The organism is Ruegeria sp. BE3, assembly GCF_056538865.1.
Window position 1 is genome coordinate 131281 of sequence record NZ_JBQFTW010000001.1, and the last position, 17535, is coordinate 148815.

Annotated in this window: 15 protein-coding genes and 1 tRNA gene; 5 read left to right on the top strand and 11 right to left on the bottom strand. The window is 50.0% G+C overall.

All coding sequences use genetic code 11. The features are described 5' to 3' along the window. Positions 1–188: 188 nt before the first annotated feature. Positions 189–542 (bottom strand): hypothetical protein, encoded by a 354-nt coding sequence (locus ACR0AZ_RS00655; RefSeq protein ID WP_480666526.1) that lies wholly within the window; start codon positions 540–542, stop codon positions 189–191. A gap of 172 nt (positions 543–714) precedes the next feature. On the opposite strand from ACR0AZ_RS00655, the gene ACR0AZ_RS00660 reads away from it, so the two are divergent. Continuing rightward, on the top strand, positions 715–1473 hold the full coding sequence (locus ACR0AZ_RS00660) for a M12 family metallopeptidase (protein WP_480666527.1): 759 nt from the start codon (positions 715–717) through the stop codon (positions 1471–1473). A 373-nt stretch (positions 1474–1846) separates the two neighbouring features. Here ACR0AZ_RS00660 and ACR0AZ_RS00665 read toward each other — a convergent pair whose 3' ends face one another. The 5 genes from ACR0AZ_RS00665 to ACR0AZ_RS00685 form a co-directional block, all read right to left on the bottom strand. Next, entirely contained in the window at positions 1847–2683 is an 837-nt protein-coding gene (locus ACR0AZ_RS00665; protein WP_480666528.1) for a hypothetical protein, read from the bottom strand. A 236-nt stretch (positions 2684–2919) separates the two neighbouring features. Then, the gene (locus ACR0AZ_RS00670) at positions 2920–3252 is read right to left on the bottom strand and encodes a hypothetical protein (RefSeq protein WP_480666529.1); all 333 of its coding nucleotides are present in this window, start codon (positions 3250–3252) and stop codon (positions 2920–2922) included. A 59-nt stretch (positions 3253–3311) separates the two neighbouring features. Next, positions 3312–4397 (bottom strand): hypothetical protein, encoded by a 1086-nt coding sequence (locus ACR0AZ_RS00675; protein WP_480666530.1) that lies wholly within the window; start codon positions 4395–4397, stop codon positions 3312–3314. 69 nt (positions 4398–4466) lie between these two features. Then, a complete protein-coding gene (locus tag ACR0AZ_RS00680) occupies positions 4467–4943 on the bottom strand; it encodes a hypothetical protein (RefSeq protein WP_480666531.1) in 477 nt (158 codons plus the stop codon). Between the two features lie 360 nt (positions 4944–5303). Next, positions 5304–6029 carry a hypothetical protein gene (locus tag ACR0AZ_RS00685; RefSeq protein ID WP_480666532.1) on the bottom strand — a complete coding sequence of 242 codons (726 nt, stop codon included), beginning with the start codon at positions 6027–6029 and terminating at the stop codon, positions 5304–5306. A 489-nt stretch (positions 6030–6518) separates the two neighbouring features. Between ACR0AZ_RS00685 and ACR0AZ_RS00690 the strand changes: the two genes are divergently transcribed. Both ACR0AZ_RS00690 and ACR0AZ_RS00695 read left to right on the top strand, forming a co-directional pair. Further along, positions 6519–9665 (top strand): adenylate/guanylate cyclase domain-containing protein, encoded by a 3147-nt coding sequence (locus ACR0AZ_RS00690; protein WP_480666533.1) that lies wholly within the window; start codon positions 6519–6521, stop codon positions 9663–9665. A gap of 109 nt (positions 9666–9774) precedes the next feature. Next, the gene (locus tag ACR0AZ_RS00695; protein ID WP_480666534.1) at positions 9775–10710 is read left to right on the top strand and encodes a hypothetical protein; all 936 of its coding nucleotides are present in this window, start codon (positions 9775–9777) and stop codon (positions 10708–10710) included. A 460-nt stretch (positions 10711–11170) separates the two neighbouring features. Here the strand turns inward: ACR0AZ_RS00695 and ACR0AZ_RS00700 are convergent, their stop codons facing one another. The 3 genes from ACR0AZ_RS00700 to ACR0AZ_RS00710 are packed head-to-tail and all read right to left on the bottom strand — an operon-like array spanning position 11171 to position 13787. Next, positions 11171–12505 carry an ATP-binding protein gene (locus ACR0AZ_RS00700; protein WP_480666535.1) on the bottom strand — a complete coding sequence of 445 codons (1335 nt, stop codon included), beginning with the start codon at positions 12503–12505 and terminating at the stop codon, positions 11171–11173. Next, on the bottom strand, positions 12505–13164 hold the full coding sequence (locus ACR0AZ_RS00705) for a response regulator transcription factor (RefSeq protein ID WP_480468997.1): 660 nt from the start codon (positions 13162–13164) through the stop codon (positions 12505–12507). Before ACR0AZ_RS00705 ends, ACR0AZ_RS00700 begins: the two co-directional genes overlap by 1 nt. A gap of 38 nt (positions 13165–13202) precedes the next feature. Then, positions 13203–13787, bottom strand: coding sequence for a PepSY domain-containing protein (locus ACR0AZ_RS00710; protein ID WP_480666536.1), 585 nt, complete (start codon positions 13785–13787; stop codon positions 13203–13205). Between the two features lie 96 nt (positions 13788–13883). Between ACR0AZ_RS00710 and ACR0AZ_RS00715 the strand changes: the two genes are divergently transcribed. After that, positions 13884–15038, top strand: coding sequence for a hypothetical protein (locus ACR0AZ_RS00715; protein ID WP_480666537.1), 1155 nt, complete (start codon positions 13884–13886; stop codon positions 15036–15038). Between the two features lie 268 nt (positions 15039–15306). On the opposite strand, the gene ACR0AZ_RS00720 is transcribed toward ACR0AZ_RS00715, so the two are convergent. Continuing rightward, positions 15307–15495, bottom strand: coding sequence for a hypothetical protein (locus ACR0AZ_RS00720; RefSeq protein WP_480656979.1), 189 nt, complete (start codon positions 15493–15495; stop codon positions 15307–15309). A gap of 967 nt (positions 15496–16462) precedes the next feature. On the opposite strand from ACR0AZ_RS00720, the gene ACR0AZ_RS00725 reads away from it, so the two are divergent. Beyond that, positions 16463–17398 carry a hypothetical protein gene (locus tag ACR0AZ_RS00725; RefSeq protein ID WP_480666538.1) on the top strand — a complete coding sequence of 312 codons (936 nt, stop codon included), beginning with the start codon at positions 16463–16465 and terminating at the stop codon, positions 17396–17398. A 58-nt stretch (positions 17399–17456) separates the two neighbouring features. Here the strand turns inward: ACR0AZ_RS00725 and ACR0AZ_RS00730 are convergent. Beyond that, a tRNA-Met gene (locus ACR0AZ_RS00730) sits at positions 17457–17533 on the bottom strand. Positions 17534–17535: the final 2 nt, after the last annotated feature.

Genomic DNA, 17535 nt, shown 5'->3' on the forward strand with positions numbered 1-17535 from the left:
GCAAAAGTAGAGCCCAGATTAGACGAACAGCAGGCGCCCTTGATATCTTCTGAGTTATCGTCGAATTTAGATACTATGTGAGACGCGAATATTCTCTTAGGGACCCGCAAGACCGGGGCTGGAGAAGACCAAAGAACGAATAGTCTAGGAACTGTGCATCATTGACTTAGGATGGGTTGAATGAGCAATTATTCTTCCATCCAAGTCTCTTCGTAAACATGTGTAGAACGCAGAGTATCCCCCTCAAACTGGATACTCAGGCCATAGTACTCCTTTCCATCGATTCTGCTTGTTCCGATATCGACCAGTAGATCATTGTCGAAATCATCAAGTGAAAAAACCAGGAAGTCTTCTGGGAATTCCCCCCTGTGGCTCCACGTGCCTGTCAACACTATGCCTGTCGGTGTACGCCACCATAGAACCCCACCCTCCTTCAATTTTAAGAGATTTAAATCGTTTCTCAAAGCTAATTGCGTAATCTCTGAGAGCCGCGGGTCTGGGGCCGAAAGTCCAAGTTTGCCCTTAGCCCGTTCTTTTTCCATGCCGCACTCCAAACTTGTCGTGATGCTCGCGACGCCGTAAACTAAAGAAACTATCAAAAAGGCGTTTACAAGTCCAGGGGGACGGTCGCTGAGAGCAGGCTGTGTCGCCCCTTAAGAACTGTGCAAAGTTACCTATTTCAAATAAGTCCAACTAAAATATGAGGAGACCAAAGTGGCCAACTTTTTCTTGGACCCCGATCAACCTGAAGAAATGGCGATTGTTCCCAATCCTCCGACAGAAAGTCAGCTCGAAGAGTTGCTAGAAAACGCAACAGTTTTTGAAGACGAGGAGGGACGGCAGGTCGTTCAAATAGACTGCATGCGCTTCTTGCTGAACGACATTCGGGTTCGGGGCTTTACAGGCCGTCGCTGGACGAATGGCGAGGTATATTACGCATTTGACGGCAATGTTTCAGCCGACAATAAAGATAAGTTTCGAGACGCAACTCGCGTCTGGAGCCGAGTTGCGAACGTAGCTTTCATAGAATCCACCGCAACAAACTACATTCATGTCAAGGACGACCCTGGGAACTGGTCTTATGTCGGAATGATTGGTGGAAGGCAGGAGATGGGTATTTATAACTGGGGATGGAAGTACATAATTGCACATGAGATAGGGCACGCCCTCGGCCTAAGTCATGAGCAAAGCCGTGTCGACAGGGATACATTTGTGCGGATAAATACCCAAAATATCATTAGCGGAGCGGAGCGCAATTTCGCTAAACGTAACACGGTAAATTACTCGGATTACGATTTTTGTTCCATAATGCACTATGGGCAATATGCTTTCTCAAAGAATAACCTACCTACTATTGAAGCTCAGCCGGGATATGAGAGCAAGGAGCCTTGTATGGGCAACCGCAGATATCTCACCGATCTCGACGGCGCCGGAATGGCTGCAAGGTACGGCAATCGTCAATGGAAGGTATGAAAGGAGCCTAGGTTAGTCCGTTAGTAAAGATATTAGTGCTTCAAAGCATCACCCAGGATGCCAGCGCCATGGCCAACTTCTGTCGCGCCGATTGCAATATTCACACCCCGATTGCTAGTCTTGAGTATAATTTTAGAAGTCCGCGATGCGGCAATGTCGGTCGGGCTCGACCCGATCCCATGTGAAGTTGATGCGAAAGGAAAACTAATCTGGATCGACCAAATCGACAATACCACGCGCTGCCTCAAACCGTCATTGTACGACGACCAGTCCGTCCTCTTGTATAACTGCTTGAGGGCTCCAACTATCATGCTGGGTATCCCCGACCCGGATTCGTCCAACAAATCCACTTATTAGAAAAAGGAAAGCAGCCTCATTCTTCTTCATCAAGACCAGCCAACTGCAAGAGCGCCTCCGCCAAGCTCTCCGACAGGTCATCAAGATTGTTCGATAACACCCTCTCGAGGCTGCTAATCAAGAATGGAGGCTCAATAGCAGTTGCCACATCGATCTTAAATGTAGCAGTTTGTCCTGGTGGCGGAGCGGCCATCATCGGCATGTCCGAGAATCTAGGTCGACTCTCCCGTCTGATTAACAGTCCGCTTTCGCTCGCAACAGAAAGTGGCAATTTGGTGGAAATCACCTGAACCGGGATCTCTTTGCGTCGAGTGCTTTGTACAAAATAAATCGGTTGTACCGACATAACAACAGCCATTATCGTTTCAGAGTCAACCTTGTCCGCGTCCGATGCAATCTTTGGCTGGAACTTCGATGGATCGAACCAGATTGGCTGCAGCTTGATTCCGGTGCCGGGGTAGGTCTGTACCTTAAGTAACAAGATAGGATCAAGTTTGTATTTGACCGCGACACATGCCGATCCTTCTGTTGGGAGTTGGCTCTCGCTGAGAAGACTTGTTTCGCGTGTATATTTTGCTAACTGCTCTTTCAATCGTTGATTGAGGTACTTCAAGGCAAAGTCAGCAAGTTCTCCTGCAATTGCAGAGATGATAGTTGGAACTAAACGACCGGTCGCCGAGCACTCATTATGCGATGCTTTCGCAAAACTCATAGGTTGCAACGCTTGGGAAACGATCCGCGAAGCCACAGGTTTTTGATGGTCATCCAGAAGCGTCGGATTGAAACCTGAGCGACCGCATCCGACCAAAACACTCAAAAGAATACCTAAGCAAAAAACGACATGATAATTCATGAGTATTTCAAAATTCCTCTAGGAATGAACAAAGTGTACCGTGACTTTGAAAGATGAGCCCGGCCAATCGTTCCCATGTGGGCCTACTCTCAGAAACTCGGCGCCGGTTTTGCTGCGGGGAGCAAAACCCAGTTCGCCAATGATGATATGCTTCTGTTTCACTCATAGCTCTGGCGCAACCACAAAGCAACAAAGCCACAAAGCAAATATTATGCAAATAGGTGCGCTGCGAAACTTCATACGAGATCGTACGGGTAAGTTAGAGATACGTCTGGAAGTTGATCAAACGTCAGAGAAATGGCGTAGGTACCTCCACTTTTGATGTTTGCATATCCAATAAGAAGCTTACCGGAAGCCGGATCGCCAGACCTATTTTGTCCCGTGAACTCAACCAGGTAGTCTATACTTGTATCTTTCGCGAAATACTGGGCGTCAATAAGATCAGTGAAAATAGACATTTCCATTCGTCGGCCATCAACGAAAGTGATTGTAACTGCTTCAGAAACGAAGGTTTTTTCAGCAAGCTCACCCACATCAAAGGGCGGTCTTAAGGTAAATTCAAAATCCATCAAATAGCCTTTCTATATGCGCCGGAATCGAACGAGTTTTCTGGGCGCTCCCACCGAAATTATTCATCTTCAGGAAGTATGATCGGGCCTCCGAGCGAAACGGGCGAGCTGGCCATAGAGAACAAAGCTTCTATCTCGTCGCCGCGCTCGTTCAAGACGTCACCGGCCGCTGACGCTAACGCCGCTACTTTCACATCGAAGATGCTCGAGAACCAGTTAAAGGGGTACGAAATTGATCGCTTTCCGTCGCTTGAACCAGCATAATTTACTGCACATGCATAGTTGTTACTTTTTCGAAGCCATATAGAACCCGAGTCACCGGGTAGGCTTATAGGTTTTGAGGAAAGTATAACGGTCTGGCTCTTGAAGCCGATCGTGCCTAATCCGCCGTAGCTACCATAGTTGACCGACAAGTCGGTATTCACGGAATCTACGCGGCCGGTTTGCGGTCCAGTAGTGCGACCGACTTTGAACAATGTCCAACCAACCCTATAGGTTTCATAGTGCCCGGGTAACTGACCAACCGTAGGATAGTCCGGGTTCAGCAAGCTATTACTATCTGGTATCGACATAGCGGCATCAAGGTAGTTGTCAGTTTTCTTCAGCGGAACGTAAGAGTAAGCGCGGCCGATTTTATCACTACCGACAGTACCACCGTCGGCCGCGCCTGGTTGCAACGTGGCGTAATAGCGACTGTCGTTGTTGCCATTGAGAACATGACAGTTGCTTGCAACGTAGAACTGGGTGCGGTCGCTAGAAATCACTATCAGCCCACCAGTGCCAGAGCTTGTAGTTGGGCCAAAAGAGTATCCTGGTTGCGCTGGTCGAATCTTCTTGGAATAGATTGGGTGAGCTGTAGCGCCTGTTCCACTCGGCGTCGCGCTCACCATGTTTGCGGTGAACTCGCCAACCACCTCGATACGGATCGGAATTTCTTCATCAGGTGATGCCCGAGAGACCAACGAACGGATGTCGTTGCTATCGGATGCCGAAAGATCGGTTCGAACGTAAATGACTAGAGCTGCTTCATCGGAGTCAGAGTCTATGTTCTCTAGACCAACGCCAACGCCAATAACGTTATCTTGCTCTAGTAGAGTTGGCGAAACAGTTTCTTTAGTCGATGTTACGGAAGAAATAGACGCCATGTTTACCGCCCTTTTCTACGATGGTTAGTTTCTTTGGTGTTGGCGGTGAGTCATCGATCTATAACGGACCTAGTCCAAACCAATAACGCCGCCAGCTACATTACAATTTGGCGTGATAAGAAATACTGCGCCGGAGCAGTCACCGTTGGCATCTGGCTCAGTGCAAACCAGAAAGTTGAAGTTATTATCACGGCACGACACAGAAAGGACGGTGCTCCATTTCTTATTGTCAAAGCAGCTGTCAAATGTTTCACTCTCGGGGCAAGTACGCCCTGTTCGAGGTATGGGAAAGGGCGTTCCAAATCCACCCCCCTGATCAACTGCACCAAGTACCAACACTAGATTGCTACGGTTTATCAAATTCACATAGTACGTGGTATCGTCACTTGCGGTGACGTTAGGATCATCCGAAGGGATGTTATGGGTTCCGGAAGATTGCAAATCGCCTCGCTCTAGCGGAGCGTTCCATTGAAGATCTTGACCAAAACTTCCAGTGCCAACGAGGATTGCGGTAGCAGCAATAAAGTGAATCTTAAGAAATTTCATCGACCACTCCATAAACTATACAAACTATGAAGAAAGTGTCGGCAGAATCCACGCTGTAGTCAACATTTTTGTTGTAGTTGTGCGTTTGGATAACCTTTAGCCCTTCGCTTAACCACCTGTAAAAACGGCGACTTCTGTTCTCCCTCGCACCTCGCTGCAGCGTCGGAATGCTAGCCATCACAGAACCCGATCGCAAAACCACTAGGGTTTCGCCACGTTTACGCTCACCGGTGTGAGTGGCCGTTCGCTGCAGACTGACCAAGGAACAAGTCGGGCTCTTCCGACACCTTCGCCGCGTTTTGCAGGAATGGCGGTTCTCGCTAACGTACGATCCTGCCCCCTCCCGGAGCAGACCCCAAGTTAGCGCTGTCTGTTCTTGCGCAACTGCACTAAACCAGACTTCAAGATACCAGCCTGTGTAGGAACGCATCCAACGTCTAAAGCTTCCAGAATCATATGGTCAGCTACCTGGCTGGCCTCGTCAAAATTTCCAGCGCGCAAAAAGGCGTCGGCTCTTTGAAACGCCGAGGAAATTTTGGCATGATGCACGGGAGGCAATAACACCCCGATGGCTTCGGCTTCTCGCGGCTCATGCTTCAAAGCGCCTGACCCATAAGAGCGGCCTGCAATTTCAGCGGATATTTGAGAAAACGTTGAAATAGTTGCCAGCGACAGTAGTTTTTTTTGTGCGTTAGGAAGGTTTTGGGTGAAATAAGCGCGATGAATCGAGTTTGTACAATTCACCTTAGCAGTGTTCAGTACTAGCCGAGGGCCATTGTGCTGCATTACCGGGAAAAACGCATCTGGTATAGCGCCATCGTCGGTCTGGCACCATGACGCTCTCTTTTTGAAAGTCGAGCACTTGGCTATTTCTTCTTCAGGGTAAGAGGGATTGAGTTGGCCGGTCCTGTCGTTGGCGAACTGTACCGAAAGCGCTGAGGCAACTGCCTTAGTTGACGAGTTGAGGTCAGCGCATTGCAGAACGGCCTTGAGCCATTCAAAGCGATTGAGCCTAGACATATGCGCCTCCCACGATTGCGGACAGGCTGCGAATTTGGTATTCTGTTCGTGCAGATAGATTTGCATTGCCGTTGAGGTGGGTGGCCGCCCCCTCAGCGGTTTTTCTTTGGCCAGATTGCCCCGCAGATTGGTTTGACAAACAGCGGCTAAGTCTTTGATATTTGGTAGCCGGTTTGACAGTTTGTTCTGATTTAAGATCTTGAAAAGACTGTATTAGTTTTGGATTGAAAATCCTCGTGTCGGTGGTTCGATTCCGCCCCCGGGCACCACTCCCAACAGGTAAACTGCTGTTTCCCTTCAGCTTTAACCGGAGCTGACCAAGGGCGTAGTACGTGCTGGAGAACAAAACCGTTCACTTCTCATTCGTGAAAGCAGGGGCCTTCTACTTCGCGCGGCGGGTCAAGCATTTGCTTTGGCCACTGGGTCGGCTTGTGCTCGGCGGCATGTTGAGCGTTTTGACAAGTCAGCTGGCTTGATGCAGAATTTTGTGAAGCGTGCGGATTTACAAAATTAACAGCTTTTTTCGATGTGCCGTTGGTTGGGAAGTGACAGGTTGTGAGCAATCTAAAAGCCTGGTTGGCCTCCATAAAAATGGAAAAATACCTCACAGTTTTTGAGGAAAACTCTGTTGACCTCGATGTTGTGGCCCTGTTGACCGAAGAAGACCTGATCCGTCTCGATATCCCCTTGGGTGATAGAAAACGTCTCATACGGGCGGCGCAATCGTTGGAACTAAGCACAACTGTTGCGTCGATTCACGACCAAGAACCAACTGTGAAGGACAACCACAAGGAAGCGAGCACCTCTGAAAGGCTGATCGGCGAACTGCGTCAGATGACAATAATGTTTGTGGATTTAGTGAACTCGACTGGCCTGGTTCAGGAACTTGGTGTTGAGGCTTATCGGGATATATTAAAAGAGTTCCAATATTGTAGCACCGAGGCCATTCATGACAACTTTGGGTATTTTGCCCAATTTGTTGGTGACGGGGTCGTTTCTTATTTTGGTTTCCCATACGCGAATGAAGATGATGCTGAGCGAGCGGCATTAAGTGCATTGCAGATAAAGGAAAAAATTCGTCTTTGGGATTTAGAGTCGCCACAGGAGCTATCAGCGCGTATCGGCATCGCTACCGGTGATGTTGTTATTGAAGACTTAGATCATGTTAGTCAGTCAATGGACAACATCGCATTGGGAGATATCCCTAATTTGGCTGCTCGGCTTCAGACAATCGCGACACCTGGCCAAATTGCGATTTCTGAACGTACGCAGCAGATGCTGGGAAGCAATTTCCAATGCAAGGCGATTGGTGCCCACCGATTGAAAGGGTTTGCCGATCCTATTAAGGTTTGGTTGGTTGAGGGGGCCAAAAACACAGAACTTCGCTTTGACAAGCGTAAACGTGGCGATCTGACCCCTCTGGTCGGGCGCAAGCAGGAGCTCGACCTAATACATGGTCGTTGGATGATGTCTTGCCAACGGGAAGGGCAGGCAGTCTTTCTTTCCGGAGAATCCGGAATAGGAAAATCGCGCCTTGCGGAAGAAACCCTTAAGCATTTGGCCGTAGCGAATGGGCGACGCCTGGTGTTTCAGTGTTCACCATATCATCAAAACAGCCCGTTTTATCCGGTCAAGTCGCACCTTGATTATGTTATCGGTCTGGATGATGGGGACACCCAGGAAACGAAACTGAAGAAACTTCAATCATTTGTGGCGTCGGGCGAACAATACGCAAACGAGTTTTTTGCACCGCTTTCAGAATTCCTGTCGATCGAAGGAATTGAAAATAGTGATGTTTCGTCACCCGAAGGAACTAAATCTAGAATAACGAATGCGCTGCTACGTTACGTTGAGAAGATGTCTGAACAAAGTCCAGTCCTTATCCTTTTTGAGGATCTGCACTGGGTAGATCCATCATCAGAAGAATTGCTGAACACTTTGATCGACCGATTGGACGAGTTACGCGTGATGGTGCTTGGCACATATCGGCCTGAATATATTCCGCGTTGGCATGGTAACTCTAAGGTCACTACCCTTTCGTTGTCACGATTGAGCAATCATGAGACGCGTCAGCTTGTGGAGGTACTACTAAATTCGAGCGAATTACTCCGTACCGTTGAAGCGACAATAGCCAAGCGATCAGAGGGTGTTCCGCTGTTTATTGAGGAACTGGTTAACATGTTTCAGCGGGTTGGTCTGGATGGTGTTAATAACGCTCCGCTAAGCGACGGTTCAGTTTTTCCGACAACTTTAAAAGACCTGTTTCGCGCCCGGTTTGATCACCTTAACGTGGCGCCTGATACGATTTCAGTTTGCGCTGCCATGGGAAGAAGTTTTTCATCCCAATTGGTGGCGGCTATGGCTGATCGCGATGTACTTGAAATCGAACAGGAACTCAGCACTCTTGTTCGTGCACAGATTCTGGTTGCGAAATCAGGTAGGACAGAAGCCAGTTTTTCCTTTAGACATGCTCTAATTCGCGACACTGCCTATGATGCGATACTGCCTCAAAAGGCCAAGCAATTACATCTTCGTATCGCAAAAGTTATGATGCGGGATTTCCCCAACTACTGTGATCGCAACCCGGAGATTCTTGCTCTTCATTTAAGAGAAGCCGAAAACCATGCGGCAGCTCGGGATCAATGGAATCTGGCAGCTCAAGTAAGTTTGCAAAAATTTGCGAGCCAAGAAGCGGTCGCGCACCTTTCAGCTGCTCTTGAAGCGCACAATAATCTGGACTGGGAAGCTGGGTCGGATGAGATCGAAATCGATCTGCGACAAAATCTATACCTGGCACTCGAAATGCGTGGCTGGGGATCTCCTGATATTGGCGTAAACCTCGACCGGTTGATCCAACTCAAAGAGAAAGTTGGAGATAAAGAGGCCGTTTTCACCAACCTTAATCAACTCGCAGGGGAAAATCTCATTGCAGGACGGCCAGATGTCGCGTGGGAGCACTGTGAACGTATGGCGCTTGTCATAGAATCCGAAACGTCATCAGCTATGCATACGCTTTGTCACCATTATAAGGGGATGGCGTCCATTCTGTTGGGTGAATTTGACCGAGCGATTTCTCATTTTGATCTCGCCTTGAAATTACACAAACAATCAAACCCCGAGGATATGCACCGCTACTATCCTGCGAACTCAGCCGTCGTTGACACTGTGATGCGGTGTTGGGCCATCGCGCTGAAGGAATTGACGCTCGAAGCGATACAAGATGAGCTTGAGGCCGCGATCGCGCTCACCAACTCGCAGTCAAGCGAGTTTACCAGATGTTATGCGCTTAGCATCATCGCCACGATCTACTGTACAATAAACGACCCTGAACGATCCCGTGAGTTTGCCTCCGAAGCACATCGTATTAGCGAAAAGATCGAGTTCCAGTATTGGGAAGCGTGGTCAAGCATCATTCTGGGGTGGGCAGAAGCCAAATGCGGAAGCGCGGATGGCGGCATCGAAAGGATACGGTCGGGTTTAGAGCGATACAAAGCTACTGGGTCGGGTCAGATCGTAGCTTTTTCTCACACATTGCTTGCCTCAGCATGCCTTTGCAAAGATGAAGTGGAGGAAGCAGCAAGTCAGATTGCCAAAGCAACGAGTCTCTTGGAGGATTCTCCGATAAGATTTCACGATCATCTGACGGACCAAATCGTTAGAGAAGTCGAAACCCAATTGGGCTCGATGGGATCGAATAGCTGATCCAAATTTCGGTCCACGATAGTACCAAGATGCAATTTTTTTAAAATCACTGAGTTTTTAGAGCACTTTGTGGTATGTGTATAACTTACTGTTTTGTCTGGAGGCGATTATGCGAAAGTACTTGTTAGGGACAATTTTGGTGACATCCTTGGGACTTGTTCTGTCTGGTTGTACACCGGGGCCAATTAACCCGAAAACGGGAGAAATTTTTAGTGTACAGGATATACCGGTACAAAAATTTCTTGCCGGAGGATCTAACGGTAATCGTAACGACCTTCCAAAGAAAGTAACAGAGTTGGATGAGCAAGAGTTCGTAAACGTATTTCATGTACTTGCACCGGATCTGTGCGAAAAAAATGGTTCATTGAACGCTTGTATTCAAAGACTAAAGAACAACACCAAGAAGTTTGAAAGCTTATCGGGGATTTCAGGTCAATCTTTGGTTAGAGTTGCGGAAACGACCAGGAAAGCAAACGGGAAAAGGGAGGTCGTCGTTAAAGGCCAAATCCTAGACAGATGCGCTCATGACCCACTTCTGCCAGGCTACCAGTACGAGAATGGCAACTTACGGCTGTGCGTTCTAATGGTGACCGAAATTCCCAAAGCAAAGATTAAGAATAACAAGTTCCGGTATCAGTATTTTCACGTTGAAGCATCAAACGCTCGCGTCGACAAAAGGAACAACAATAATCCTGATGACATTTTTCCGGTCGCGGCTAAGGCAACGGGATTGGAAATAAAGGCTTCTCCAGACAATCAAAACTTTAATTATAAGTTGTACGCAAATGGGCGAAACATTCGCATCGTAAACTACTGGGAGGCGAACGCTAAAGGCGGAAGCAGTAATCCAAAATGGGATATGTACACCAAAACCACTTCGGGTATGCCTCCTCGCATCGCTGCGTACTTCGAGCTCGACCCTGATGCGTGTGTTGACATGCTGTTTCCCACAACTCCACCGACGAAGTTACAACCCGGCGACGCTGCCGGCGTACATTACTGTTTAGGACGCTGCAGAAATCCACCGATCGTGAATACGAAATAAGCCAGCAACACTCTGCGGCGGAAGAGACATGTTTCCAGGCTTTCACCGCAGATAAAGCTCACCACTCGAAGATCGGCAAGTGCGTGAGATATCAATGAGAATGCTACATAACGACAGCCGCAAGAATGAATGGACAAGAACGCTGGCGCGATCATACACGCTTTGGGTTTGTCGCGTTTCTGTGCGGCTCGAAGTGCTCGCTTAGGTTACTTGTTGTTCGAAAGCGACAGGGCTTTTCCAGCCCCAACCTGAGTGCTTTCGGCGTGGACTGCACAAACCGTTGTCTTAGGCGCTTTTAAAGGTGTGTCGGCGGTTGTGACTGAAAGGTGGCGAAGTTTCGGGCATCGACGAGGATGGTGCCCTAAAGCCGACATCGGTTTTGTACTAGTGAGTGTGAAAGCTGCGTAAGTAGGCACTTGTAGATTTCGCGAGGTCAGTGCCCGGTTCTAAGCCGATGCGGTCATATTTTTTCTGATAGAAGCATATGGCCGGCCAGGCCACCGAGGCTGGCAGATGTATCCAGTTTCAGCTGGCTGCCGTATGCGTGCAACAAGTCAACTGTTATGGCCAATCCCAAGCCAGTTCCGCTTACAGAGGTGTCCAGTCGTCCTCCGGAACGCAGCACTCCTTCACGTGCGTCTTCCGGAATTCCTGGCCCGTCATCTTCGATGGATATCTCAATTCCACCCGCAACACGTTTCGCGGTTATGTGAATGCTTGTTCTGCACCACTTGAGGGCGTTGTCGAGTAGGTTTCCAATTACTTCTTCAATGTCCTGAGTGTCCATTCGGACCTGCAGGCCATCCTCGCAATCGGTTGTAAGTGACTTCCCTTCGCGCTCTGCCATTACCGAAAACAGTCTGGATAGTCTGGCGATCGAATTCGAAAGATCAGTTCGGGAGTGCGTAAGTTCAGCGGTGTTTGACGCACGCATGCGCGCGAGAGAACGCTTGAGCTGGGCATCAATCCTGTTCAGCGCGTCTTCGGCAGGTTCTGTATTTGCTCCGTTGTCCGACAAACTTGTCAATTCGTTTCGAAGTATAGCGGTTGGAGTTTTAAGTGCGTGCGCCAAGTCCGCCGCCTGCCGTCGGGAGCCTGATACAATTTCGCGATTTCTGTGCAGCAACTGATTGAGGTCTTCGACAAGCGGTGAAACCTCCTCTGGATAGTCTTCCGGGTTCAGGTCGTCTCCCTTGTCCCAGCGATGCGTCACATCCGTGCGTAGCTTCGTGAGCGGGCCGACAATTGCAGACATTAATAGCAGAGAGCCGGCAACTCCGATTAAGCCGACCAACCCGAAAACCGGAAGTAAGTTGTTTTGAGCAGCCCGACGTTCGCGGATCAACTCAAGCCTGCTTTCGGCGACGGTCACTCCCCATTCGGTTCCGTCTTCAAACGTGATTTTCTGATAAACGCTGCGAACGGCCTCGTTATCCGGGCCTGACGTGTTCCACACGACTGCCTCTTCCTTCGCACGTGCGGGTTCGGAAATTGTTTCGTCAAACAATGAGGCAGAAGTAAATGCAGCTCCGTTTCCGTCCGTCACCTGCCAGTATCGGCCTGAGTACGGCGTACCATAGGCCGGGTCGAACATGAGATCGCGCAAAGCCTCAGGGTCATCCGTGGTCGCGCTCAACCCAACAACGAGTTGGGTGTGCCTATCGCGCAGCGTCTCGTCGAACTGGCCAAGAACGCGGGTGTTGATGTAGGAGAATACAATCAGAGTTCCGACGCCGACAGAAAGCGCTCCGGTGGCGAGGCCGCCAAGCAAAGCGCGTTGGCGCAGTGATAACATCAGACGGTATCGATCATGTAGCCGCGCCCTCTGACCGTTGTGATGAGGTCCGAGCCCAGTTTCTTACGCAGGCGGGTTATGAAAACAGCGATAGTGTTGGAATCCCGGTCGCCGTCGTATTCGTAGATGTGCTCTGACAATTCTGTGCGCGACACCATGCGTCCGATATTGTGCGCAAGGTATGTCAGGACCGCGATCTCCTGCGCGGTCAGATCAACGGGAATTCCGCCCACGCTGACCCGCCCGTTTCGCGTATCCAGGGAAACGTCCCCCATCTCGATCACAGGGTTCAACTGACCGCTCTGTCGACGCAGGATTGCGCGGACACGTGCGGCCAATTCTGGCATATGAAACGGCTTGGTCATGTAGTCGTCCGCACCAGCATCAAGGCCATCCACGCGTTCGCTCCATCCATCGCGGGCCGTAAGGATCAACACCGGTGTCTTAACCCCAGCGCCGCGCCATTCACGCAGGACAGAGATGCCGTCGCGTTCCGGTAAACCAATGTCGAGGATGATCATGTCGTATGGTTCGGTCGACCCCAGGTGAAGCGCGTCCGTTCCATTGTCGGCCACATCTACCACGCGGCCTTCTGCATTTAGAAGTTTCTTAATCTGCTCGCACAGCTGCGGCTCATCTTCGGCCAGAAGTACTCTCATACTCGAAAACTACAGTCACTACCGGTTTGGTTTAAGCTTTATTTTTTACCGTTTCCTTTACCGTTCCCGCCAGAATTGCCGCCACCGTTTCCGCCACCGTTGCCATTCCCGCCACCGTTGCCATTCCCGCCGCCGTTGCCATTGCCACCTCCGTTGCCATTGCCACCTCCGTTGCCGTTGCCATTGCCGCCGCTATTGCCGTTCCCTTTGTTTCCGTTGTTTCCACGGCTCGCTGAGGCTCCGCGGTTGCTATTGGTATTGCGATTGTTCGCTTTAGTGGGATTTGAACGGGCAGCTTTCGATATTTGACGACCAATACTGGATCGATTGGAAACGACGGTACCGGTTTGGGCATTCACAATCACGCTGACGATTTTTCCATCAGGCTTTTTGACGAGAATGCGATAGTAAATCTGATCAGCCTGAAACGCACGCGCATCGACCGGGGTACCGCCATAGGCATTCTCTACACCATCGATAACCCGTTTTAGCCGGATTGTGCCTCCTGTCAGGGTCGCCTTGCGCAGTTCACCTTGCTTGAGCTCGCGTGTTTGGGCAGTCGCTTCCCCATTGGGTGAAGCAACAAGCACGCTTGCAGCCAGCAAGAATACATACGCACGCATGAAAGTCCTCGTATTTCCTGGCGCAAGATTACGCGGCCCGACATGAACCGATGATGAACAAGCAGTTAGCTCTGCGTTCAAGCACACTCAAGTTCAATGGCCAAGAAGATGAACGATTCGTGCATGAATCGAGACCTTCGAACACTGTCATCTGGTTCTGAGAACTGGTGTTTGCTGCCGTCCGGCGAGGAGATCGATATGAAGACCACTACTTTGGGACTGATAAAAGCCTCAACCTTGGCAATCGCTTTGCTGGGGTCGACAGCTATTGTCGCCACCATTGCCGCTCCGGACGTTGCTTTTGCTAAGGAAGGCAAAGGCAAGGGGGGGGGAAACGGCAACGGTGGAAACGGTAACTCCGGCAAAGGAGACCGCGGTGACAACAGCTCTGCCGGAAACAAGGGCGGGAAAAAGGGTGCCGAAAAAAACCGAGTTGGCCGAACTGCAGGAAAATCCAAAGTCGGCAACTCAAAGTCAAAATCTTCGCGTTCTACTACGGGTAAAGCTGGCCGTTTTTCATTGAAGGACATCTTCGGCAGCAAAGACAAATCGCGAACATTAGCTACTTCAAAGAAAAAATCGATCATCGGTGGTGGAAAGCAAAAGCCAAGGACGCAAAAGAAGCCTTCAAAAACAGTGATTGTTGAAGAATCCATTCGCCCAGAAGTCCGGACTAAAGGTAACAGGATAGCTGCGCTTCTTGGTGCCCACCCGTCGGAGTTGGGTGCTTTGAACGCGGCCAACGCCAGCCCAACTGCATTGGCGAATGCATCGCCCAATTCTCGGGTTGGTCGAATCGCCAACTACCGCGATACCGTCTTGGCTGGAGATGCATTGCGTGAGGAGCTTGCAGAACAACTTGAACAGCTCACCGATCTGGAGCCACCGGCGCGGACAGTTCCTGAAATCGAGGAAGATCTGCAAACTGCGCTGGACAATGTTCAGGAAAACCAGGTGCGCGTCGGGGAGCTTGAACAAGCGTTGGAGGACGCGGGTGGAACCGACCCAGAAATAGAAGAACAACTCGAACAAGCGCGCGCAGATTTGGAGAGTTCGGTCGAAGAAGCACAAGACCTGAACGATGAAAGACAAGCCGCAGTTGAGTACGAAGAAGCGACTGAAGAGGTTCAGGAGTTGGTCGATCTGGTTGAAGAACAGGAATTGATCGAACGGGAAGCTTTGGAAGCCGCAGCCAACAAACCTGTCACCGATGCCGTTGAGGCGGAGGTCAAGTCTCTTCTGGGTCTGTAAGCACAGACCAAAGCTCCCTCAGCTCATATAACCCACAGTGCTGACTACTCACGGAAGTACTGAATGCTGGGCCAGCCGCATGCTTCGTAGGGATGGGAAGTGGCTGGCCCACATTATTTCGGGCCTAGCCAAGCCGGCGTAGGCCGCAAGCGTTTTTCGTAACGTGCCAAAAAAAGAAATCCCGCCCCAAAACGGAGCGGGATTTAGTTTTCAATTCCAATAATCAGGACAGATATCGGGAATTGTGTGGGGGTCTGCTGAACTGCCTTCAGACGTTGTTATGTGCCTCGGAAAGCCGCTTGTTTTTGACGATCTGTGTTAATGCATTTTCGATAGGAGGGAAGCGACCACTGCTCGATTTGGTCGTGGTTGACAAACGTTCTTCGGCGCTTTTGCCGGGAGTTTGCATCACAGCTGTTGTGCTGGACTCTTCAGTCACAAAGGCAGGCTTTATCATGCGTTTCCCCTTGTCAGCGATCAAATGGTTTACCACTCGTTTGATCCAACAAGAACACTATGCCTCAGCTTGGTTGAACACTTTGAGAATACATTGTTCACATTCGGTTAATGTTGTTCTCGAAACAAAGACAAACGAACTACCGGGCGGCATGGTGGGTGAAAAGGATCTACTCTGGCCTCTTTGGGGGTAGAGAGAAACGCCCAGCGTTAGCCCCTTTGGTTGCCGACATGGCCGCCGCGCCGAGGACATCGCTTCGCCGATATACTCGTCAATGCCCGTTCACGAGCAATCTGGACCGTTAAGCTGATGAAGGGCGCTGGGAATGATAATAGCTGTTGGAATTTTGACGATAACTTTGACCCTGCAGGGCACGTCAATTGGAAGTTCAAATCACAGATAGTTGGGCTTTGGCACCGGGTAATGTCGTGGAGCCGACACAACTGCGCCTATGCTTGCGAAATCCAAGCCCAGACATTGCCCCTTAGGCCCGCAAAAAAAGGCGACGCAGTGTGTCCCGCTCGGGAAGGCTAAGAACTATCACCGGGTGACTACATCTATGAGGGGTATGTCCGGGACGACGACCCCAGCTGATGGGGATTGCGGTGCAAAGGATATTATGTGCGAGTCGGAGACTAAGTTTGCGATGTAAACCGTGACATGTTCCAAGTGTTGAACCAAATCGGGGCAATCGCCGGTATTCTGAATTGAATGCTTTGGCAGTTCCTCGCACTAAATTCAGTTCGCGACCACAGGTTGTCTTATGGCATTTGAAAGTATGGGATCATAACCGCCGTTTTTTACATGCAGAATAAACGTTATCATCCTGAGAGCCGCACCGAGAGCTCGGAAATCGCCGGGCTCGTTAAGAATACGCGTTTACTTTGTATTCCCCGAGTGATGAAATCATCAAAATTCTTAGCATTCGTGCGGTGGCCGAAGCGCAAGTAAGAAACCGAAGGCAAATATGGTTCAGGAAATCTGGCTGCATATTGGCACTGCCAAAAGCGGTACCACAGCGCTTCAGCACTATTGTAATGAGAACTCTGCCACGCTCGAAGATACAGGGCTATTATATGCTACTGCCAAAGGGCATTCCTCGGTCAATAAGCTTGCTGTTGCGATTAACAAGCACCGTCTGGAGCAGCTAGAAGAGATCTCCTCTCATCTGACACAGCAAATTCGAACTAGCACAGCCCGAAAGGCTCTGATTTCGTCAGAGATGCTGTTTGGAATGTCGCCCGCCGATATCATGGAAGCGCTTCCTGTGCTTGGACAGTATCCTTTGAATTTGTTGGTCTATTTCCGTCGGCAGGATCGCTATATCGAAAGTAAATACCTGCAGAAAATGAAGAACGGTCGATTCCGGGGGACGATCTGGGAATACATCGATAAGTTCGATGGTTCCGGATCGGATTACTACGCGGAATTGCGGCCGTGGTTCAATCTGGAATGCGATATCCATCCACGTATCTGCGAACGCGACAGTCTGATCGGGGGATCGACAGTGACGGACGCTCTGTCAGTGATGGGTTTCGATGACCTGGCGGGTTTGGTGCCCAAGACGCGGGTTGAGAACACCTCTCCCTCCCTTGGGCGCATTCAGTTGCTGCAGGCCTTGGCAGAAGCAGGGCATCCGAAAATCCGTCAAATACAAAGGGCATTGCCACCGGATCAGAGCGGAAAGGCGCGGATGCTGACGCAAGCTCAACGCCGGGACTACGTGAGCAAATATGAACAGGGCAATGAGGCGCTGCGCCAGTCCTTCTTCCCCTCTTTACCGCAGCTGTTTTCGACTGATGATCTGGAAAATGGTTCGGATCAGGTATCTTCGGGCTATACACCAGAGCAGATCGCAGAGATCAAACAAGTGTTTGAAGCGGTATTGCGATCGAAGGCCTGAGTTGAATAAACGCCATACGCGGGTGCGCGTTAGCACGTTTCGGACAATGTTGGGATTTTGGTAGCGGAGGAGGGACTTGAACCCCCGACACGCGGATTATGATTCCGCTGCTCTAACCAACTGAGCTACTCCGCCAT

Bases quoted from the DNA above. Each gene is read 5' to 3' on its own strand.
- ACR0AZ_RS00655 (WP_480666526.1), bottom strand. From the start codon at position 542: ATGGAAAAAGAACGGGCTAAGGGCAAACTTGGACTTTCGGCCCCAGAC.
- ACR0AZ_RS00665 (WP_480666528.1), bottom strand. From the start codon at position 2,683: ATGAATTATCATGTCGTTTTTTGCTTAGGTATTCTTTTGAGTGTTTTG.
- ACR0AZ_RS00670 (WP_480666529.1), bottom strand. From the start codon at position 3,252: ATGGATTTTGAATTTACCTTAAGACCGCCCTTTGATGTGGGTGAGCTT.
- ACR0AZ_RS00675 (WP_480666530.1), bottom strand. From the start codon at position 4,397: ATGGCGTCTATTTCTTCCGTAACATCGACTAAAGAAACTGTTTCGCCA.
- ACR0AZ_RS00680 (WP_480666531.1), bottom strand. From the start codon at position 4,943: ATGAAATTTCTTAAGATTCACTTTATTGCTGCTACCGCAATCCTCGTT.
- ACR0AZ_RS00685 (WP_480666532.1), bottom strand. From the start codon at position 6,029: ATGCAAATCTATCTGCACGAACAGAATACCAAATTCGCAGCCTGTCCG.
- ACR0AZ_RS00695 (WP_480666534.1), top strand. From the start codon at position 9,775: ATGCGAAAGTACTTGTTAGGGACAATTTTGGTGACATCCTTGGGACTT.
- ACR0AZ_RS00700 (WP_480666535.1), bottom strand. From the start codon at position 12,505: ATGTTATCACTGCGCCAACGCGCTTTGCTTGGCGGCCTCGCCACCGGA.
- ACR0AZ_RS00705 (WP_480468997.1), bottom strand. From the start codon at position 13,164: ATGAGAGTACTTCTGGCCGAAGATGAGCCGCAGCTGTGCGAGCAGATT.
- ACR0AZ_RS00710 (WP_480666536.1), bottom strand. From the start codon at position 13,787: ATGCGTGCGTATGTATTCTTGCTGGCTGCAAGCGTGCTTGTTGCTTCA.
- ACR0AZ_RS00715 (WP_480666537.1), top strand. From the start codon at position 13,884: ATGGCCAAGAAGATGAACGATTCGTGCATGAATCGAGACCTTCGAACA.
- ACR0AZ_RS00720 (WP_480656979.1), bottom strand. From the start codon at position 15,495: ATGATAAAGCCTGCCTTTGTGACTGAAGAGTCCAGCACAACAGCTGTG.
- ACR0AZ_RS00725 (WP_480666538.1), top strand. From the start codon at position 16,463: ATGGTTCAGGAAATCTGGCTGCATATTGGCACTGCCAAAAGCGGTACC.